Origin of the sequence: Bacillus sp. B4EP4a (genome assembly GCF_006680105.1) — a bacterium.
Lineage (GTDB): Bacteria > Bacillota > Bacilli > Bacillales > DSM-1321 > Peribacillus > Peribacillus simplex_E.
Genome location: NZ_VHIK01000022.1, coordinates 198354 through 217843 on the forward strand (window position 1 = coordinate 198354; position 19490 = coordinate 217843).

The window sequence follows — 19490 nt, forward strand, 5'->3', positions numbered from 1 at the left end:
CTCCCTATTCCATGGATTTACCTTCAAGTGCTTGAATGTAGATGGCTTCATACTCTGACATGATCGTATCGGAGTGAAAATCAGTATTGGCCCTTTCCAGCGCAGCTTCAGAAAAGCGTTTATGTAAAATCGGGTCGCTTAAAAGTCCAACCGCTTTTTCAGCAACCATATTGACATCTCCCAATTCACAAATATAGCCAGTCTCCCCATCAACGATGACTTCAGGAATTCCTCCGATATTCGTCCCGATACAAGGAACTCCACATGCCATCGCCTCAAGCAACACAAGTCCGAAACTCTCTTTTTCCGATAACAGGAATATCAAATCACTGATTGAATATAATTCGGCAAGGTTATCCTGCTTACCAAGAAACAAGACCGAATCATCGATTCCAAGATCTTTAGCCAATTTCAATACGGTTGTCACTTCTGGCCCGTCTCCTACAAGTAGAAGCTTTGCAGGCATTTTCTTTTGAGTTAAATAAAACGCCTGGATAACGTCTTTCACTCGCTTGACCGAACGGAAATTCGAAACATGGATGATCACTTTTTCATCTTCACTGATTCCGTATTCATCCTTAAGGTAATCGGAATTAGATTTATGGTAATCTCTCTCATCAATAAAATTATAGACGGTTTTGATTTCCTTTTCCGGCGCGATTAATTCGTGCGTTTGCTGAACAAGGGAATTAGATACTCCTGTAACGACATCTGATTGCTCTATCCCGAATTTTATTAAATTGGTCAATGAGGGATCATGGCCTAATACGGTTATGTCCGTACCATGCAGTGTGGTTACGATCTTTACTTCATTACCTGACATCTGCTTTGCAAGGATCGCACAAACAGCATGTGGAATTGCATAATGAACGTGAAGGATATCTAATTTCTCCCGTTTTACGACATCCGCTATCTTGCTAGCAAGAGCCAGGTCATATGGTGGATATTGAAAAACTGAATACGAGTTCACTTCAACCTGGTGATAAAAAATATTACAGTACATCTTATTCAAGCGAAAAGGGAGGCTTGAAGAAATGAAATGTATTTCATGTCCTTTTTCTGCAAGCATCTTACCTAATTCAGTTGCTACGACACCAGAACCCCCAACTGTAGGGTAACAGGTAATTCCAATTTTTAATTTCATAAGCTTATTTTTCTCCTAACAAGTCGGCATCGATCAGTAACGGTTTTTTTGTCATGAATCCCTCCGCATAGGCGACACCCACTTCTTTACCGAACATCCGCTCCCGTGACTCTACAGTCTCGATATATCCATTAACTAGCGGTGTTTCTACAGATATTTGACTTTTTTCGAATTGGCTGCCATATGCCCTAAGGCTATCCAGCTTTTTCGATATTGTAGAAGTGATGTCCACGACGAAGTCCGGTTTGTGAAACCCATTGATCATATAATAGTACATATTTTGGACACGATGAGAATCCAGGCCTTCTTCTTCCATATACTTTCTTACTCCTGCCGAAAAAACTGCTTCCTCCACTAATTTGGCACAGTTACCATGATCCGGATGGCGATCCTCCAAAAATGGGGCAAATACAAGGGCAGGTTTATATTGCCGAATGACCGTAATGATTTGATTTATGTATTCCGCTTTCATGTATAGTCCCCGGTCGGGTAAATCAAGGGAAATCCTCGTCACCCCAAGGATTTCAGCAGCCTTATGCGCTTCCTCTTGCCGCAATGGAACGGTTCCATTGGATGACATTTCAGCTTTTGTCAAATCACAAATGACAATTTTCCTGCCTTGTTGCACATATTTAGCGATTGTGCCGCCCATACCGATTTCAACATCATCCGCATGTGCGCCAAAAGCCAGGATATCTATGTTACTTTTGTTTTTCATTTATCTCACCTTGTTTTTGCCGTAGTTTTAGCCAGTCCATATACCCATGTTTCAATCCTTGTATAAGCACTTCTGCTGTGCCCATATTTGTCGCCAAGGGAATTTCATATACATCTGATAGTCGTATAAGCGCCGATACATCAGGTTCATGCGGCTGTGATGTCAAAGGATCGCGGAAAAATAGGACCATGTCCATTTCTCCGCGTGCAATCATTGCACCAATTTCCTGATCCCCGCCAAGAGGTCCTGAATGAAAACGATGGACAGGCAGTGATACTTCTTCCATGATTCTTTTCCCGGTCGTACCTGTTGCAAATAATTCATGCTGCTCAAATACAGCTTTATAGGCTGTTACAAATTGAATGATATCTTCTTTTTTCTTATCATGGGCAATTAAGGCAATTTTCATCGTAAATCCTCCTGATCCCTATTCGATAATATTTTCCAGGCCGTATACAAGAACATCCAATTTCATGACGGTATCGACAGCAAGTTTGACTCCTGACATGAAGGACGCTCGATTAAAGGAATCATGCCGAACCGTCAATAGCTCTCCATCACTTCCGAAAAGCACCTGTTGATGGGCAACCAGTCCCGGTAGCCGTACACTGTGGATATGCATGCCATCTACATTTGCACCTCTTGCCCCCTGGATGGTTTCTTTTTCATTAGGGTGCCCCTGTTGTTTTGTTTCACGTACCGCTGCAATCATGTCTGCCGTTTTGGAAGCAGTGCCAGAAGGTGCATCCAGTTTTTGATCATGGTGCATTTCTATGATTTCTACATCAGGGAAATACTTTGCAGCCATTTGGGAGAACTTCATCATCAAAATGGCTCCAATTGCAAAGTTTGGCGCGATGATGCAACCAATGCCCTTTTCTTTTGTTAATGAATCCAGTTTCGCTAAATCTTCCTTAGTAAAACCAGTCGTTCCCACTACAGGGCGGATACCATGATTAAGTGCCGTTTCGGTATGGAACATCCCCACTTCCGGTGTGGTCAAATCGATCAATACGTCCGCCTTTATAGAAGAAAAACATTCATTTATATCCGAAAAAACCGGCGCTTCAATACCGTGAAAACCTTCTATCGCGGAGATGCTTTCCCCGTTATGCTTGCGATCTATGACAGCTGCCAATTCAAACCCTTCTGTCCTATGTACAAGCTTCACCGCTTCATTTCCCATTCTGCCACGTGGACCAGCTACAATCACTTTCACTTTACTCATCTTTACCTTCCTCCTCCATTTTCTCTTCTTTTCTTGTCCATCTATCTTTATCGCGGGTTGTAAACTTTTCCATGACCAAATCATGCGAGTTATGAAGGTCAATCCCTAAAGAATTGGCAAAACAAATCAACACAAAAAGCATGTCCCCTAATTCCGCTTCAATCGAATTCTCTTCCTCTGTTGCCTTCTTTGGTTTTTCACCATGGTAATGATTGACTTCCCTAGCCAATTCACCAAGTTCTTCAGACAAGCGGGCGAGCATGGCTAGAGGGCTGAAATATCCTTCTTTAAATTGTCCTATGTATTGGTCGACTTCCGCTTGCATTTGTTGGATCGTCTTATGCTTTTCCATATCGTCACCCATTCTTGATTTTCGTTTTCAAACATCATACCTTCTCCATGTTAGCTAAAAGTGAAACAGAAGACAACAGATACGTTCGCGAATCAAAATTGCCCATAGTTGGTTAATTAGTTATAATAAGTAAATTGATGATATGCAAACCTTTGGAGGTATGGGACATGCTTTTGGGCTTAAAATTGAAAAATATTATATTCATCCTTTTTGGGGCTGGAATATTCGCCTTTGGCCTCGTGCATTTTAACATGCAGAACAACTTGGCCGAAGGCGGATTCACCGGTCTCACCTTGATTATATATCAACTTATCGGGATAAATCCTTCTTATTCTAATTTGATTTTGAATATTCCCTTATTTTTAATTGGGTGGAAATATTTAGGGCGCACATCTTTCTTTTATACGATTATCGGCACGGTCGGCCTCTCCGTTTGGCTTTGGATATTCGAGAGATACGAAATTGAAATCGATCTCGGAAACGATTTGATGCTGGTGGCATTGTTTGCCGGGGTTTCTGTTGGTATCGGGCTGGGCATCATCTTTCGCTACGGCGGGACAACAGGCGGAGTGGATATCATCGCCCGTTTTGCCCATCGTTACTTGGGGATGGGCATGGGACGGACCATGTTCATCTTTGATGCCGTCGTCATTGGCCTGTCCATCCTAACCTACCTTGATTACCGGCAAGCGATGTATACCCTCGTTGCCGTATTTATAGGTGCCAGAGTAATCGACTTTATGCAAGAAGGGGCCTATGCTGCTAGAGGTGCAATGATCATTAGTGATAAAAACAAGCAAATTGCTGAAAAAATCATGAATGATATGGAGCGGGGCGTAACCGTATTAAGGGGATATGGGTCCTTTACACGCAATGACCGGGAAGTACTCTACTGTGTTGTTGGTAAAAATGAACTAGTCCGCTTAAAGACTGCCATAACATCGGTGGACCCTCATGCATTTGTATCTGTAAGTGAAGTGCATGATGTATTGGGTGAGGGCTTTACCCTTGATGAAAACAAGAATCCCATTGAAAGGTAATCCTTTTATTTGTGGCATACCAATGGAATGCAATCCTTATGAATGTTGCCCTACTAACTGAATTTTATTAGCAATGTGAAGCAAATACTTTTAAAAATAAAAAAGGACCCCATCCCAAGATGGTGTCCTTTTTCAAATTAATCCTCTTCCCTCATTCCTGTATACATAAGCAGAAGACGAACTAATTCCAGAACGGCTACAAGAGCAGCAGCAACATAAGTCATCGCAGCGGCATTTAATACTTTTTTCGTTTCCCGTTCTTCATCATTCCGGATGACCCCAACGGAAACGAGTTGATCCATCGCCCGAGAAGAAGCATTGAATTCAACAGGCAGGGTTATCACTTGGAACAATACAGCGGCTGCCATAAATACGATACCCGCCAATAGCAACCCAGGAATTGAAGCTAACATCCCGATTAAAATCAAAATCCAAGATATGTTAGAGCCAAAATTAGCTACCGGTACTAATGCATGGCGGAAACGCAAGAATGCATATGCTTCTTTATCTTGAATCGCATGTCCAACTTCATGGGCTGCAACCGCTACACCGGCAACTGAATGGCCGTGATAGTTATTAGATGATAAACGCACCGTTTTATCCCTTGGGTCATAATGGTCTGAAAGCATTCCAGGTGTCTCTTCGACCCTGACATTGAACAGTCCATTTTGATCCAAGATGGCCCGCGCCGTCTCAGCACCATTCATACCAGAAGAGGCCGATACCTTTGAATATTTTTTATACGTGCTTTTCACTTTCATTTGTGCATAAATCGGGATTAAAATGATAATCGCCAAATAAATGAAATACATGGTATCCTCCTATAACTATTATTACTCTTAATTCTATGGATTGAAGGCAACCATGTCAAATATAGTGTTCTCTTCCCGTGTCTTTTTAATCATTATGCTCTTTCCTTGGTTTTTCCCTATCACCTTTATATTTTCTCCAGCCTACATATGAAAGCGTCATGATAATGATTGAGCCTGTCGATATGATGACCCACCAAAGGGAAGGATCTGTATCATCTTCCCCCATTTCATCAAAAATGGTGCTTAGTTCGTTTTGCAGCGCATCCAGTTCCTTTTGACTTTCTCCATCACTGATTACCTCAGGACGGTATTGGTTGATGTATTGGATCCTCGTGTCCAGTTGCTGCATCGTTTCTTTAGAAAGGTCGACTTTCAAGCTTGGATATATCATTTCATATTGTGATAGGAATAAGTTCAATTGGCTATTGAATGTAATTGTGTCTTGATTGATCGCGGCGTTCTTTGTTTGCTGGAAGGAATTCATCATTTGATCCTCCATCTCTGTCCAAAGGGGCTGATGGGTAGACTTGACCGCATCAACAACAAGCCGGAACTTTGTAACAGAATTAACCTTTTCGGAATCTCCCTTGTTCATATCCTTTATTGTCATCAACGCCTCATTATGAGCTACAGTGATAATTCGAAGTTCGTCCATGTCAAGGATCTGCTCTTTCGCTGTCTCTTTTAAAAACCGGTCAGAAAAAAACGTCAGCATCTTTTCCGAATCTCCATATCGCTTCAACTTGGTCATTTCCAAGGCTCTATCGGAAATGTCATCTAATTGCTCCAAACTTGAAGAGGATGCTGCATAGACAGGGAAATGTAAGACGACAAATAAAACAGCAATGGTTAATATGAATTTTTTCAACATGCTACTCGTCCCTCCTCATATCTCTACTAAAACGATATGAAAGAAAAAACATGAGTAGACCTCGTTCAACATAAAAAAGTTAACCCTGCTTTTACAAAGCTGTATTTAGAGTTAACTTTTAAGGGATGAAGGATAGGGTGATTCGCTTATTTCTATATCCAAAGTACCAGCCGACAAAAATGGAAAGTATGCTGAGCCAAAAAGTGAAATAGCCTATCGAATTCATATATACCAATAAATCACGGTATATTGGCATCATTTCAAAAACATAATCGATAATGTCATTATGTATGGTCCAAATCCCTGCCACTATCATATGCCAAGGTTTTATTCGATAAAATGGTGCATATAATACACCTTGAATCGCCATCCCCAAATGAGAAGCCATTAACATATAACCTTCCCATGGCAATGAACCTGTTGTCACCAAGGTCATCAAATTCATTACAACTGCCCATATGCCATATTTGAATAGTGTCATTATCGCCAATGCTTCCATAAGTCCGAAATTCCTTTTTAATAGGAACCCAACTAAAACAAATACAAAAAACAGACTGGCAGTCGGGCTATCCGGTACAAATGCCAAAAAAATCGCCGGAGTGTTTTCCAATTGACTACCGTACCAATAATATCCATAGGCAGTTCCGAATATATTTATTAATAATAACAAAGCGAGCATTTGCCGATTTGCAAGCCAACTGTAAATAACATTCATTCTTTTACCCTCACTTACATTCTTATGTATACTCATTTTACAGGCCATCAACCAGAAAACCAAGTATTCATTTCAATTTCTTCTCATTAACGCTTCAATTTACCAATAAAAAAGCCGACAACCGTGGTCGTCAGCTTCTTTTTGCAGCATATGAAAGAAAATCTGTTGATGGCTATATTATTTTGTCGATAAACCTGATACAAATTCAGCTAATGTTTTCAATTCTTCATCTGTACCTTTGAACATGCCAGCTGGCATGGCACCCTGGCCTTTGACTGCGATCTTAGAGATTTCTTCTGGTTTTAAACCAGTGTCAATTAAGCTTGGTGCTCCTGCTCCACCAGTTAATTCTGCTCCATGACAGCTGATACAGCCATTAGAATCCATCAATTTATACCCATCGCTCTCTTTATCAATGTCTGCACCTTCAACGATTGCTCCTTGCTTCTTGGAAGCTTCCCAATCGTGATGGGCTGCGGACTCCCATGTTAAATAGAAAACGCCGGCCATTGCCAATAACATGAAGCCTACAGCAAAAGGACGTTTCGCCGGGCTCCGCTCTGGACCACGATCTAGAAAAGGTGCCAAGAGCAATGCCCCGAAAGCCAAACCAGGTATTACCATGGACCCGATTGCATTATAAGGACCTGAAGCATAAGTATACTTAAGTAATTGGTAAAGGAATAGGAAATACCAGTCCGGCAGCGGAATGTACCCTGTATCTGTTGGATCTGCTATCCTTTCCAATGGTGACGGATGTGCGATTGTCAGGCAAAGATAACCTACAAGAAATACAGCTCCTACCATCCATTCTTTTAAAAGGAAATTAGGCCAAAATGCTTCAGTTTTCCCAGGATATTCTGAATAATCTTTCGGAATATTCGGTTTACGGTCCGCGGAGATACGCGAGTCACCTACGAATTTCATACCTTTCCCACGATGCATTGAACAATTCCCCTCCTTTATGAAAAGGTTTTTTTGGTTTTTGGTTCACCATTCTTTTATAGTGGACCTGAAATACCTTGTTTTCGGATCATCAGGAAATGAGCCGCTAGTAAAGCAAATAATGCTGCTGGCAGGAAGAATACATGAATTGCAAAGAATCGTGTCAATGTCTGTGCTCCAACGATGGTTGGATCTCCTGCTATCAATGTCTTGAGTGCCGGTCCCATCAATGGTACCGATTCGACAATTGTCAAAGTAACCTTCGTTGCGAATAGCGCTTTCATATCCCATGGCAATAAATAACCAGTCAAGCCTAATGCCAGCATGATGAAGAAAATCAATACGCCGACCATCCAGTTCAATTCACGCGGTTTTTTGTAAGCTCCCTGGAAGAAGACACGAAGAGTATGTAAAAACATCATAACGATAACTAGACTTGCTCCCCAGTGATGCATACCACGGACAATTTGACCGAAGGCAACTTCATTTTGCAAATAATAAACAGATTCCCAAGCGTTTTTAATGTCCGGGACATAGTACATCGTCAAGAACATGCCTGACAAGATTTGGATGACCGTAATAAAGAAAGTTAACCCACCAAAACAATATACGAATGCAGAAAAATGATGTGCGGGGTTAACATGTTCAGGAACCTCATGGTCAGCAATATCCCGCCATAATGGCGTAATATCTAAACGCTCGTCCACCCAGTCATATAACTTTGTTAGCAATGTTTACGCCTCCCCATGCGGTTTTAGTTGACCCAAATAAAGTATTCCGTCTTTTTCTTTCGTGTCAAAGACATCCAATGGTGAAACCGGCGGTGTCCCTTTCACATTCATCCCATCTTTCGTATACCTGCCATAATGGCAAGGACAGAAAAATTGATTCGGATTAGTCTTATCCGTATTCCAACCTACCGTACAGCCTAAATGTTTACAGATTGGAGATAAAGCAACGATCTTACCATCATCCGTTTTGTAAACCCATGCTGTATTTGTTTCTTCAGACTCATACCACCCATCGACCTGTTTAAAACTAAAGTCGACACGGGTTGGTTCGGTAGTCAGTTCACTTACCTTCTGTTTAGTTGCAACGTAATCCCCGCCTTTATCAGCTGATAATACAGGATCAATTGCAAACCTAACCATAGGCATCAACATACCGGCCGCCATAAATCCACCAACGCCAGTAAGTGTGTAATTAAGGAATTGACGTCGTGAAACATTATGCTTGCTCATGCGTTTTCCCCCCCTCTATTACTATACTGAGAGCCCAAAGGACCAATAAATAGCGACACTATAAAACTAGGACATTTCCATGATATCTCAATAATTTACCAAGGTCAATATTTGTAAAACCCAAAAGGTGGCAACAATGTGTCAAATATTGCGAAAAATCCTACTTTTTTTCATTTTTCCAATTATAAGAGAAAATATCAAGGATTTGGAGAACTTGCTGGTTAATCATTTCCCTAGCTTGTTCAATTTCAAGCCCATCGAGGGGGATGGCAGGAATCCATACTAAATTATTTTCTAATTCCCGCTCTTCCTTTTTCCACTCAAAATCCGATGTAAGAAAAAAAACATGCTCGAAATCATTTTCTTTCACTTCATTGGCCCAACGCTTTAACCGCTCAACCTTATCCATTTCATCACTTATATAATGAAATGTTGGCAATAAAAGAATTCTTCCTTTCATCTGCTTTTCAATTTCCAAGCTTAAAATGGTAAGAAATTCATTCATTGAGCCCGATTGCTTCATTTGACCTTTAAAAGATAGGGGAACCAAAGGAATCAAAACGGTATCCACATACTCTTTTGACTGCATATACATGTCAAGATCTTTTGCTGTCCACTTCATGTCTACTTCACTCCCGATTTTTTGAATCAACTCCTTTTCATTTTACCATTATTTTTATAACATATTTACCATATACCCATAGTCTTTACAGAAATGTGGATTTTATCAATGTTTTATAAAAAATAAAAACCTTTCCTGATTACGGAAAGGTCAATTTATTTTATCCAAGTACTTTTAATTGATTCAATTGTTCTGTTAAGTTCTTAAATGCTTGTTCATCATGCTTATCAAGTGCTTCATCGATTTCCTTAAGCAGTCGGTCCCTTTGAAAATACAACATGCTTCTTTCTAAAAATTGTTCAGCCAGCAGCTGATCTTTTTCATTCGATGCAGTTGATTTCGGCATGAAGGGATTGTGCTCGAGTACCGCTGCATATTGATAGGAAGAGTAAGACGATTTAAAATTGAGCTGAATATAAATGTCTTCATCTCGATTTAAACGGATATCATGAAAAGATTTCTCTGCATCGGTCGTCATGATATTGGACTTATAGAACCTGAAAGGGACTTCATCCACACAATGTGTCGACATGATTAGTCCACGTGGGCAATATTGTGCATTTTCTACAAAATGAACCTTTTTCATTAGTTGATCATGACTCATTAAGTAATTCAATATCCATACGCATTCTCTTCGTTTCAATTGATAATGATTTAAAAACCACCGAATAAAATCCTTCTTCTCATTCACAGAAACAGGGGCAGCCACCATGAATTCCCTCCTCTGTCTTGATTTAGTTTTGTTTCACTTATCTACATTTCATCCGTGCTTTCACCTAGCCGCTCCAAAATCATTGCATACTCATCATTCGCCGGGTTCATCTCAAGCAGCTTATTAAATACTTCTCTAGATGTGGCTCTGTCTCCTTCTTCAATTAAAAAGAAACCATAATCTTCAAGGAAATCTTGATTGTTCTTGAATGAATTATATGCTTTATGATAGCTGGTTAATGACTCTTTAAATTGTTCGGTTTGCTGATAAGATACAGCAGCTATCCATTCAAACTGCGGATCATCCTCTCCATATCGCCTTACTTCACCAATACACTCCAATACATCTTCATACCTTTCGTGGTGCATATACAGTTTCAATAGGGTGAGTGCAGCTTCCAGGTATCCCGGATCAATGGCAAGTGCTTCTTTAAATAGATTTTCCGCCTCTTCATCAAGCCCGCTTTTCAAGGCTATTTTTCCACCGAAGAAGTAAAGTTCCTTATTGAATTCATCAGCCTTGATTCCTTCTTTGACCGTTTTCAAGGCATTTTCCAGATCTTCAAGATGTTCATAACTCTTTGCCAGGTACAAATATAGAGAATGGTATTCATGATCTAATTCTTTCAGTTCAATAAACTTTCGTACGGCTGTCTCATAAAGGCCTGCCTGAAAAGCTGTAAATGCATATTCAAATAGGGTGTTGATTTCAAGTCCATCCTGTAAGGCCTTTTCAAAGTGCGGAAGGGCCTCCTCGAACTTCCCTGAACTGCTTAATGCTTCAGCAAGCCTCTGATTGACATTAACACCAGCGATTTCTTGTTCATGTTCCAAAACCTTTATGTAATTTGCAATGGCTTCCTGATCCCTTCCTTGATGAAAGAACAGTTCAGCTAGTGCAAAATCAATGATGATCTCATCTGGAAGCATTTCCTTGGCTTGCTGTAATTTCCGTTCGCTGACCTCATCCATCCCCTGTAATTGATAAAGGTCTGCTTCCAAAAGCAAAGCACTTGGATATACTTCATCATCTGCACTTACTTTTTCAAGCATCAGCATCGCTTCATCTTCCTGGTCCATATCAATAAGGATTTCCGCCAACGAAACAATCAATTCTCCTTCATTGGGATAGAGTTGCAGCAGATGTTCAAAAAGATCCTTTGCCTCCTCCGCAAAACCAAGCTGGAGCATTTCTTCGGCCAGCAACAATATGTCCTCTGCTGACTCTGATGATTTAATTCGATTTATATGTTTAAGAGCTTCTGTTAATTCCCCTTTTTTTAAATGCTGTATAACTTGTTCCACTGTATTCATTGTTGAATCCTTCCTTTTGCATGATAGACTTGGTCCCTAGTCATACACACTCACGCCATAATGTAACATATTCTTCCATTAAGAACAAAATACCATGTAATCGCGAGATGCATAGTAAACAGTATTCATTAGTTTACCATACTGTAGCCCTGTATTCCATTGATGAAGTCCCCTCCCATTCTCATTAAAAAAAGGTTACTAGTTAATTCTCCACGCTACGGTAAATCTCCTTTTTGATCATGAACCCCTTTTTCATTATTTTCATGACCATACAGGTAAAAAAAGCCCGGATGTTAGCGCTTTCAACACTTTTAAGCATTTAAAAAAAGTTTACAGACCAAATAAGGTATGTAAACTTTTTTTATATTTACTTTATCAATTGGCTCAAATGCCCAAAAAATTGTGGATATGATACATCTATGGCATCAGGGTCAGCAAGTTCCACTTCCCCATCCGTTATCAAAGCCGCTACAGCGAGCATCATCCCGATACGATGATCTCCATGGCTTGTAACCATACCTCCATTAAGGGCTTTACGTCCTTTGATGATCAATCCGTCTGTTGTCGGGGTTATATCTGCCCCAAGGATGGAGAGCTCATTTGCAACAGTATCAATTCGATTCGTCTCTTTCACTTTAAGTTCTGCTGCATCCTTGATTGTCGTTATCCCTTCAGCCTGTGTTGCCAGAAGTGCAATTACCGGTATTTCATCGATGAGGCGGGGAATTAGGTCACCGCTGATGGTCGTCCCTTTTAGTCGGGAGCTTCTGACAGTGATGTCTCCTGCAGGTTCACCCTCGCTCGTCTTCTTCTCTATCGTAATATCCGCCCCCATCGATTTCATGACTTCGATGATTCCAGTCCTTGTCGAATTAAGGCCCACATTCTTTAACACCACTTCACTATTTTCCGTAATCGCTGCAGCCACCATGAAGAAAGCCGCCGAAGAAATATCACCCGGCACATGGATGGCGGTCCCTTTGAAGACTTGGTTTCCGCTTACTTTAATCGTTTGACCGTCCTTTTCGATTTTCCCGCCAAACTCTTGGATCATTCGTTCTGTATGATCACGGGTCTCTTCCGGTTCGATAATGATCGTTTCACCTTCTGCCTGTAAAGCAGCCAAGATTATCGCTGATTTTACCTGCGCACTTGCTACAGGCAATTCATAGCGAAACCCTTTTAATTTGCCACCTCTTATGAAGAGCGGGGTGTATTCGGCTCCTTTTCGGCCATCAATGACTGCTCCCATCTGACGAAGAGGGTTGACTACCCGGGTCATTGGACGTTTGGCTATCGATTCATCACCTGCCAAAACGGCCGAAAATTGCTGTCCTGCCAAAATGCCCATCATTAACCTGATCGTCGTACCAGAATTTCCGACATCCAGTACAGATTCAGGTTCCTTCAATCCATTAAAACCTTTGCCTTCAATTTTAACGTTCTGGCCATCTTGTTCAATATGGACTCCAAGCTGCTTAAAACAGGAAATCGTACTTAAACAATCGGCTCCTGGAAGAAAATTAGTGACTGTCGTTTCCCCTTCGGCTAGTGCTCCGAACATTATCGAACGATGGGAGATCGACTTATCTCCAGGTATGGCAATCGAACCACGTAATGTCTGGATGTTCGTTTGTAATTTTTTTGTATTCATAAAACCATCCTTTCCTATCAATATTATGCCAGGATCGTTTCATAATCTGTATGTCTAGAAATACACTCCGCAGCTTTTATGCGATCAACGTCCGTTTGAAAGCTGATGACCAGCACACCGTATATCTCTTCCCTGGTTTCAATGATCCTTATGTTTGTAATGCTGATACCTTCTTGAGCCAAATATCCGGTAATCTCAGAAATTATTCCGGCATAATCCGGTATATCGATATATAAATCATAGAACGCTGGTATGGCGCCTTTTGCATGTGTTGGCAAATCATCCCTGAAAATCTTGGCATCGGTAAAGAATCGAAGGATTTCTTCACTATCTTCATTCGCAACCAGACCTTTTATATGCTCCATTTCATTCAGCCAATCATTCATTAATTCAAGTAGCACATCCCGGTTATGTAACAAAATGTCACGCCACATTTCCGGACTGCTTGAAGCAATTCTTGTAATATCTCGGAATCCGCCTGCTGCAAGCCTTGAAATCAACTTGTTTTCCTTACTGTAATTTTCTGCCTGTTTAACGAGCCCCGATGCGACAATATGCGGAAAATGACTAATGACCCCAGTCAGCTTATCATGCATGGCAGGACTCACAACCAGAAAGTTAGCTCTTGTCCCTTGCAGCCACCCTTTCAGCTGCTCAACTTTTTCTTCTTCAATGGAATCTCCGGGAGTAAGCAAATAAAATGCATGTTCGAATAAATGCAATTTGGCTGCCCCAGCGCCGCTTTTATGGGAACCAGCCATAGGGTGCCCCCCGATGAAGGCCACCCCTTTATCTATCAATGGTTTTGCTGCCTTAACGACTGTATCCTTCGTACTTCCTGCATCCGATATGAGGACATCACTTTTTAACTCCATATCGGCCAATTGAGCTAAAATCTTCACGGTTTCATTGACAGGCACAGCAAGTAGAATTAAATCAGCTTCACGTGCTCCCGCTTCCAAAGATGATACAGAATCATCAATGATTCCCAATAGCATCGAAAGTTGAATATTCTTTTCACTTAGGTCCGTACCAACAATCACAGCTTCAGGATGTGCATGGCGTACAGCCATGGCCAGTGATCCGCCAATTAGACCTAGACCTATTACAAAAACCTTACCCTTCACTCTTCTCTCCCCCGCATCTTTTATGCTCCTCTAGGTTTGATGAAACGTTAAAGCAGCGAATCAGAAGGTGCCTCAACTTCATTCAAAAAAGTCTTAATAGCATTAATCATTCCTTCATTTTCTTCAGTGGAACCAATCGTTACCCTCAGGCTGTTAGGAAAACCGAAAGATTTCCCCGACCTCGCGATGTACCCGCGCTCAAGCAAATATTGAAACACCACATCGGCATCCTGTTTAAAATGGATAAAGATGAAATTACCTTGTGACGGGTAATAAGCTAAATTTTCCTTATTGCAAAATTCATAGTACCGCTTGAGCCCTTTTTGATTTTCTTCCTTGCATTTTTCAATGAAGGCTTGATCCTCCAAAGCGACGATAGCAATATTCTGTGCGAATGTGTTCACATTGAATGGTTCCCGGGATGGATCTAGTTTCTGAATAATATCCTCATCCGCCAAACCGTACCCTACCCTAAAACTGGCAAGTCCATAAATTTTTGAGAATGTCCGGAGTATGATCAAATTTTTATATTTATTAATCCATTGATTCGTTCTCGGGTAATCCTCAGCCGTTGCATATTCACAATAAGCTTCATCCAAAACGATAAGAACATCTTCCGGCACTTTTTCGATGAACGATACTAAGTCATGTTCCGAAATGTATTTACCAGTTGGATTATTTGGTGTACAAAGCCAGACTACCGCCGTTTTTTCATCTATTACTTTAAGCATTCCTTCTAGATCATGAGCACCGTCAATATGAGGAACTTCCCTGATTTCCGCACCTTCTAACGTGGCATTATGGCGATACTGCGAAAAAGTGCCTGTTGCCATGACCGTATTCTTTCCAGCTCCCAATAGACTCCTGGAGATGATTTGAATGTTCTCATCAGATCCATTTCCAAAAATAAGCTGAGTTTCTTTCACACCTGTATGTTTTGCAACAGCTTCCCTAAGCATCGTTGCATATCCATCCGGATAGATGGCAAACGAATGGGTTGAATTCCTAACGGATTCCTTGACCTTTTCCGAACAGCCAAAAGGATTTTCATTTGAAGCTAATTTCGTGATTTTTTCCAGCCCGTATAATTTTTTCACTTCATCAGTGGATTTTCCCGGTTGATAAGACTTCAAGGAAAGGACCGCTTCATTCCATTTCATGTCAATCACCTCTATATATTTTTATCACTTTAAAGTAAGAAAGTGCGAGAATAGTATATCATATTCATAGATTTAAAATCATCTTATATCTGCTTTGTCAAATCTGGCCGTAATACCGTAGCCCCTGCCTGGTATACATGATGTATCTCTTTTTGAGATTTCGTCGTATTTACGTGGATCATGACCCGGATGCAAAATGGCAAGGAATTGCTCACCGGTATTTCTTTCATGCATGTAACCGGTACATAAGTCCAGCCTTCGAATTTCCTCAAGGCTTTGGCAGGGAAGACAGAACGAATCTCTTCCGTCGCAGAAAAAAATACAGAAGCTACCATATCGGGATCAATCTCGTTAACCTGAATGATCTCTGCCATCAACTTTTCGGCAGCTGAAATCACTTCCATTTCTGTGTCTCTCTCTACTGTAGTGGCACCCCTTATTCCTCTTATCACACATAGTCCCCCTTCTTCAGAACTCTATATCATATCAGCCATTTCCTCTATCAGCTCAGAGTCGGCTATATCCATTAATAGCGGTGACCCCACTTCGTTTAGCAGAACAAAGGTAGCTGCATCATTGACCGATTTTTTGTCTGTTTTCATTAAATCAAGCAGCATTGCATGTTCAAGTCGGGTTGGAATGGTTATTTGATAACCTAAAGAAGAAACCCAGCCAATAAACTCATCTAGCTTAAAATCGAGACCCACTTTCTTTCTGCTTAATTTAAGAGCATATACCATCCCGATTAAAATTGATTCCCCGTGCGTAAAGTTTCCGTATCCCATTGAACTTTCCACTGCATGTCCAAGCGTATGACCAAAATTCAAAAAGGCACGAATGCCATTTTCCTTCTCATCCTCTTCGACAATTTTAGCTTTAATGCCAATTCCTTTTGTAATCATTGTCAGGAATTGCTCATCCGTTATATTATTCAAATCAATAATATTCGACTTTAACCATAGATAAAATTCATTATCTGCTATCAAGGAATGTTTAATGACTTCCGCAAAACCTGACCTTAATTCTTTAAGAGGCAGAGTTTTAAGAAATTCAAGATCATAAATGACCGCTTCAGGCTGATGAAAGGCCCCAATCATATTTTTCCCTAGCGGGTGATTGATGGCAACTTTACCGCCCACTGCACTATCATGGGCGAGCAAAGTCGTCGGAACCTGTATAAATGGAATCCCTCTCATAAAAGTGGCCGCGACGAATCCAGCCAAGTCACCGACTGCACCACCGCCAAGGGCGATAATCAATGACTTGCGATTAATCTGATGGGATAAGCAGAAGCTTTGGCATTCATAAAACACATCGAAAGTTTTAGCATGCTCCCCTTCTGGCACTACATGATGCAGGACCGGTTTTCCGGTCTTGATCAGGGCGTTTTTCACAGTCTCCAAATGAAGTGCCGCCACTTTCTCATCAGTTATGATCAGAATCTTGTTTAGGTGATTTAATTCATGTGTTATTAATTCTGGCAATTCATTTATTGCCTTCTTGCCAATTAAAACCGGATATTGCTTGGAAGCCGTTTTTATTTGGATGGATTCCATGATTTAAAACCCCTTTACTTCTTCCCGATATGATCTCATGTATTCTGCTAATTGCTCATACCGATCTGAAGGGAATTGATCAACGATGGCAGCCGCCAGCTCCCATGCCACTACCGCCTCAGCAACTACTGCTGCTGCAGGAACCGCACAACTATCGGAACGTTCGACACTTGCTTCAAACACTTCCTTCGTATCAATATCAACACTTTTCAAAGGTTTATATAAAGTCGGGATCGGCTTCATCACACCGCGTACAACTATCGGCATTCCAGTTGTCATACCGCCTTCAAAACCGCCAAGGCGATTGGTTTTACGGTAATAACCCTGACCTTCGTCCCATGCGATTTCATCATGGACATCACTGCCGAATAGATGGGCCGCTTCAAAGCCAAGACCTATTTCCACACCTTTAAATGCATTGATGCTCATTATCGCTGCGGCTAGTTTTGCATCAAGCTTACGGTCATAATGCACATAACTTCCCACACCCACCGGCATTCCTTCTACAATGACTTCAACGATTCCGCCAATGGAATCTCCTTTTTGTTTCGCTTCATCAATTGCATCCTTCATTTGCTGCTCTACGTTTTTGTCAAAACATCTAACAGAAGATTCTTCCGTTACTTGTTGCAATTGCTGAATCGTTTCGTATTTTGGCGGTTCTGCCTTCACTCCGCCAATTTCCAAAACATGCGATGCCACTTCTATCCCCAATAATGACAATAGCTTTTTAGCGACAGCACCTGCTGCCACCCTTACTGTCGTTTCACGGGCTGAAGAGCGTTCCAGAACATTTCTCAAATCGCGGTGCCCATATTTAATCCCGCCGTTCAAGTCGGCATGACCAGGACGAGGCCGGGTGATTTTACGTTTAATTTCTTCAGCTTCCTCTTCTGAAAGCCCTTCACTTCCCATAATCTTTGTCCAATGCTTCCAGTCATCGTTCTCAACCACCAAAGCAACCGGTGAACCGAGTGTGTAGCCATGTCGGATTCCCGAAGAAATAAATGCCTGATCTTTCTCGATCTGCATCCTTCTTCCACGTCCATGCCCTTTTTGCCGGCGCCCTAATTCTTGATTAATATCCTCATTCGAAATCGGCATTCCTGCCGGTAATCCTTCAATGATAGTAGTCAGTTGCGGACCATGTGATTCTCCCGCTGTTAAATATCTCATCTTCCAGCCCCCTTTTAGCACTTTAAAGTGTATATGTATCAATATACCACAATTTTATGAAATGTGGGTATATGTAAAACGTAAAAACCATATTGTTTGAATTTAATCACTTTTCTCTCTATTTTACAAGTACTTAAACATTTTCGATATAGTTTAATCTTTCAAATTTGAGTTCTACTGGATTTGCTATTACACGACAAACGAAAAGGGACTGAATGCTCATGTACAGAATCAGTCCCTTTTTATCCAAAGTATTTACTTTTTCTTATAAAAAAATGTGTCGACCGTTTCAAATTGATATTTTCCTGGGGTGAATATTTGCTCTGTACTTCCTACAAAAAAGACCCCGCCGCTTTTTAGTGATGCACTGAATTTTTCATATAATAAATTTTTGGCTTCTTCAGTGAAATAAATTAAAACATTGCGGCAAATGATTAAATCGAATCCCAGTTCGAACCGGTCATCGAGAAGGTTTTGCTTTTTAAATGTCACCCTACTCTTGATTTCATCATCGACACGATAAAACTCCGCCTTTTTTTCAAAGTATTTCCTTTTGATTTCTTCAGGTACTTCATTTAAGGAACGTTCAGGATACATCCCCAATTTTGCTCGCGCCAATACATTTTCATCCAGATCCGTCGCCAATATCTCTATCTGGCTAAGTGGAACCAGATTGGATAATATCATTGCAATCGTATATGGTTCCTCGCCAGTTGAACAGGCTGCACTCCAAATTTTCAACTTTTTTTTGCTTGCTAATAATCCAGGAAGGATTTTCCGCTCCAACACTTCCCATCTTTTCGCATTTCTATAAAATTCGGAAACATTGATTGTCATTCTATCCAAAAATTCATTTAAAACTCCGGGATTGGTTTGAATGTCTTTATAGTATTCACGAAATGAATGATACCCTCTTTTTTCATATAGAGTTGTTAGTCGCCTTTTCATTTGCCCTTCCTTATATAATGCCAAATCAATGCCTGTCAACATTTTGATATTACGAATAAACTCTTCATATTCTTGAGGCATTCCTACGACTCCCCTGCACATAATTATTTTAAGTGGTCCTTCCCTTTATATATCGGAGAGTGCCATATTTTCTTT

The 19490-nt window shown here is 40.9% G+C and carries 22 protein-coding genes; 1 reads left to right on the top strand and 21 read right to left on the bottom strand.

From position 1 onward, the window contains the following. Positions 1 to 4 precede the first annotated feature (4 nt). Genes bshA through FNK51_RS12710 form a run of 5 tightly spaced genes read right to left on the bottom strand, consistent with a single transcriptional unit; the run spans position 5 to position 3442 of the window. A complete protein-coding gene (gene bshA / locus FNK51_RS12690; RefSeq protein ID WP_141993557.1) occupies positions 5 to 1144 on the bottom strand; it encodes an N-acetyl-alpha-D-glucosaminyl L-malate synthase BshA in 1140 nt (379 codons plus the stop codon). Positions 1145 to 1148: 4 nt separating this feature from the next. Then, complete coding sequence (gene bshB1 / locus FNK51_RS12695; protein ID WP_141993558.1) at positions 1149 to 1862, bottom strand: bacillithiol biosynthesis deacetylase BshB1; 714 nt, start codon at positions 1860 to 1862, stop codon at positions 1149 to 1151. Beyond that, entirely contained in the window at positions 1846 to 2271 is a 426-nt protein-coding gene (locus FNK51_RS12700) for a methylglyoxal synthase (RefSeq protein ID WP_141993559.1), read from the bottom strand. The genes bshB1 and FNK51_RS12700 overlap by 17 nt, the downstream gene beginning before the upstream one ends. Positions 2272 to 2289: 18 nt before the next feature. Continuing rightward, the gene (dapB, locus tag FNK51_RS12705) at positions 2290 to 3090 is read right to left on the bottom strand and encodes a 4-hydroxy-tetrahydrodipicolinate reductase (protein WP_098370765.1); all 801 of its coding nucleotides are present in this window, start codon (positions 3088 to 3090) and stop codon (positions 2290 to 2292) included. After that, a complete protein-coding gene (locus FNK51_RS12710; protein ID WP_141993560.1) occupies positions 3083 to 3442 on the bottom strand; it encodes a nucleotide pyrophosphohydrolase in 360 nt (119 codons plus the stop codon). The genes dapB and FNK51_RS12710 overlap by 8 nt, the downstream gene beginning before the upstream one ends. Positions 3443 to 3609: 167 nt before the next feature. Here FNK51_RS12710 and FNK51_RS12715 point away from each other — a divergent pair, with 167 nt between their 5' ends. Further along, on the top strand, positions 3610 to 4482 hold the full coding sequence (locus FNK51_RS12715) for a YitT family protein (protein WP_098370766.1): 873 nt from the start codon (positions 3610 to 3612) through the stop codon (positions 4480 to 4482). A gap of 137 nt (positions 4483 to 4619) precedes the next feature. Here FNK51_RS12715 and FNK51_RS12720 read toward each other — a convergent pair whose 3' ends face one another. The 16 genes from FNK51_RS12720 to FNK51_RS12795 all read right to left on the bottom strand — a co-directional run bounded on the left by FNK51_RS12720 (position 4620) and on the right by FNK51_RS12795 (position 19415). Continuing rightward, entirely contained in the window at positions 4620 to 5294 is a 675-nt protein-coding gene (locus tag FNK51_RS12720) for a zinc metallopeptidase (protein ID WP_141993561.1), read from the bottom strand. Positions 5295 to 5379: 85 nt separating this feature from the next. After that, complete coding sequence (gene ypjB, locus FNK51_RS12725; RefSeq protein ID WP_098370768.1) at positions 5380 to 6165, bottom strand: sporulation protein YpjB; 786 nt, start codon at positions 6163 to 6165, stop codon at positions 5380 to 5382. 118 nt (positions 6166 to 6283) lie between these two features. After that, entirely contained in the window at positions 6284 to 6880 is a 597-nt protein-coding gene (gene lhaT, locus FNK51_RS12730) for a lipoprotein heptaprenylglyceryl N-acetyltransferase LhaT (protein WP_141993562.1), read from the bottom strand. Positions 6881 to 7057: 177 nt separating this feature from the next. Next, positions 7058 to 7825 (bottom strand): menaquinol-cytochrome c reductase cytochrome b/c subunit, encoded by a 768-nt coding sequence (locus FNK51_RS12735; protein WP_034307972.1) that lies wholly within the window; start codon positions 7823 to 7825, stop codon positions 7058 to 7060. 56 nt (positions 7826 to 7881) lie between these two features. After that, positions 7882 to 8556 carry a menaquinol-cytochrome c reductase cytochrome b subunit gene (gene qcrB / locus FNK51_RS12740; protein ID WP_034307974.1) on the bottom strand — a complete coding sequence of 225 codons (675 nt, stop codon included), beginning with the start codon at positions 8554 to 8556 and terminating at the stop codon, positions 7882 to 7884. A 3-nt stretch (positions 8557 to 8559) separates the two neighbouring features. Next, positions 8560 to 9066 (bottom strand): QcrA and Rieske domain-containing protein, encoded by a 507-nt coding sequence (locus FNK51_RS12745; protein ID WP_098370771.1) that lies wholly within the window; start codon positions 9064 to 9066, stop codon positions 8560 to 8562. 160 nt (positions 9067 to 9226) lie between these two features. Beyond that, the gene (locus FNK51_RS12750) at positions 9227 to 9688 is read right to left on the bottom strand and encodes a YpiF family protein (protein WP_141993563.1); all 462 of its coding nucleotides are present in this window, start codon (positions 9686 to 9688) and stop codon (positions 9227 to 9229) included. Positions 9689 to 9848: 160 nt separating this feature from the next. After that, complete coding sequence (locus FNK51_RS12755) at positions 9849 to 10400, bottom strand: ReoY family proteolytic degradation factor (protein WP_063233222.1); 552 nt, start codon at positions 10398 to 10400, stop codon at positions 9849 to 9851. 41 nt (positions 10401 to 10441) lie between these two features. After that, a complete protein-coding gene (locus FNK51_RS12760) occupies positions 10442 to 11713 on the bottom strand; it encodes a tetratricopeptide repeat protein (RefSeq protein ID WP_141993564.1) in 1272 nt (423 codons plus the stop codon). Positions 11714 to 12080: 367 nt separating this feature from the next. Next, positions 12081 to 13367: a 3-phosphoshikimate 1-carboxyvinyltransferase gene (gene aroA, locus FNK51_RS12765; protein ID WP_141993565.1), complete on the bottom strand. Its 1287-nt coding sequence runs from the start codon at positions 13365 to 13367 to the stop codon at positions 12081 to 12083. Between the two features lie 23 nt (positions 13368 to 13390). After that, complete coding sequence (locus FNK51_RS12770) at positions 13391 to 14494, bottom strand: prephenate dehydrogenase (RefSeq protein ID WP_141993566.1); 1104 nt, start codon at positions 14492 to 14494, stop codon at positions 13391 to 13393. A 47-nt stretch (positions 14495 to 14541) separates the two neighbouring features. Continuing rightward, positions 14542 to 15654 (bottom strand): histidinol-phosphate transaminase, encoded by a 1113-nt coding sequence (gene hisC / locus FNK51_RS12775; protein WP_098370776.1) that lies wholly within the window; start codon positions 15652 to 15654, stop codon positions 14542 to 14544. An 83-nt stretch (positions 15655 to 15737) separates the two neighbouring features. Beyond that, positions 15738 to 16106: a chorismate mutase gene (aroH, locus tag FNK51_RS12780; protein WP_076365659.1), complete on the bottom strand. Its 369-nt coding sequence runs from the start codon at positions 16104 to 16106 to the stop codon at positions 15738 to 15740. A 24-nt stretch (positions 16107 to 16130) separates the two neighbouring features. Then, entirely contained in the window at positions 16131 to 17210 is a 1080-nt protein-coding gene (gene aroB, locus FNK51_RS12785; RefSeq protein ID WP_141993567.1) for a 3-dehydroquinate synthase, read from the bottom strand. Between the two features lie 3 nt (positions 17211 to 17213). Then, positions 17214 to 18386, bottom strand: coding sequence for a chorismate synthase (aroC, locus tag FNK51_RS12790; protein ID WP_098370778.1), 1173 nt, complete (start codon positions 18384 to 18386; stop codon positions 17214 to 17216). Positions 18387 to 18641: 255 nt separating this feature from the next. Continuing rightward, positions 18642 to 19415, bottom strand: a complete 774-nt coding sequence (locus FNK51_RS12795) for a CheR family methyltransferase (protein WP_141993568.1) — start codon at positions 19413 to 19415, stop codon at positions 18642 to 18644. Between the last annotated feature and the right edge of the window lie 75 nt (positions 19416 to 19490).

Excerpts from the sequence above, each read along its gene's own strand:
- bshA (WP_141993557.1), bottom strand. The coding sequence starts at position 1,144 with ATGAAATTAAAAATTGGAATTACCTGTTACCCTACAGTTGGGGGTTCT.
- bshB1 (WP_141993558.1), bottom strand. The coding sequence starts at position 1,862 with ATGAAAAACAAAAGTAACATAGATATCCTGGCTTTTGGCGCACATGCG.
- FNK51_RS12700 (WP_141993559.1), bottom strand. The coding sequence starts at position 2,271 with ATGAAAATTGCCTTAATTGCCCATGATAAGAAAAAAGAAGATATCATT.
- dapB (WP_098370765.1), bottom strand. The coding sequence starts at position 3,090 with ATGAGTAAAGTGAAAGTGATTGTAGCTGGTCCACGTGGCAGAATGGGA.
- FNK51_RS12710 (WP_141993560.1), bottom strand. The coding sequence starts at position 3,442 with ATGGAAAAGCATAAGACGATCCAACAAATGCAAGCGGAAGTCGACCAA.
- FNK51_RS12715 (WP_098370766.1), top strand. The coding sequence starts at position 3,610 with ATGCTTTTGGGCTTAAAATTGAAAAATATTATATTCATCCTTTTTGGG.
- FNK51_RS12720 (WP_141993561.1), bottom strand. The coding sequence starts at position 5,294 with ATGTATTTCATTTATTTGGCGATTATCATTTTAATCCCGATTTATGCA.
- ypjB (WP_098370768.1), bottom strand. The coding sequence starts at position 6,165 with ATGTTGAAAAAATTCATATTAACCATTGCTGTTTTATTTGTCGTCTTA.
- lhaT (WP_141993562.1), bottom strand. The coding sequence starts at position 6,880 with ATGAATGTTATTTACAGTTGGCTTGCAAATCGGCAAATGCTCGCTTTG.
- FNK51_RS12735 (WP_034307972.1), bottom strand. The coding sequence starts at position 7,825 with ATGCATCGTGGGAAAGGTATGAAATTCGTAGGTGACTCGCGTATCTCC.
- FNK51_RS12745 (WP_098370771.1), bottom strand. The coding sequence starts at position 9,066 with ATGAGCAAGCATAATGTTTCACGACGTCAATTCCTTAATTACACACTT.
- FNK51_RS12750 (WP_141993563.1), bottom strand. The coding sequence starts at position 9,688 with ATGAAGTGGACAGCAAAAGATCTTGACATGTATATGCAGTCAAAAGAG.
- FNK51_RS12755 (WP_063233222.1), bottom strand. The coding sequence starts at position 10,400 with ATGGTGGCTGCCCCTGTTTCTGTGAATGAGAAGAAGGATTTTATTCGG.
- FNK51_RS12760 (WP_141993564.1), bottom strand. The coding sequence starts at position 11,713 with ATGAATACAGTGGAACAAGTTATACAGCATTTAAAAAAAGGGGAATTA.
- aroA (WP_141993565.1), bottom strand. The coding sequence starts at position 13,367 with ATGAATACAAAAAAATTACAAACGAACATCCAGACATTACGTGGTTCG.
- hisC (WP_098370776.1), bottom strand. The coding sequence starts at position 15,654 with ATGAAATGGAATGAAGCGGTCCTTTCCTTGAAGTCTTATCAACCGGGA.
- aroB (WP_141993567.1), bottom strand. The coding sequence starts at position 17,210 with ATGGAATCCATCCAAATAAAAACGGCTTCCAAGCAATATCCGGTTTTA.
- aroC (WP_098370778.1), bottom strand. The coding sequence starts at position 18,386 with ATGAGATATTTAACAGCGGGAGAATCACATGGTCCGCAACTGACTACT.
- FNK51_RS12795 (WP_141993568.1), bottom strand. The coding sequence starts at position 19,415 with ATGCCTCAAGAATATGAAGAGTTTATTCGTAATATCAAAATGTTGACA.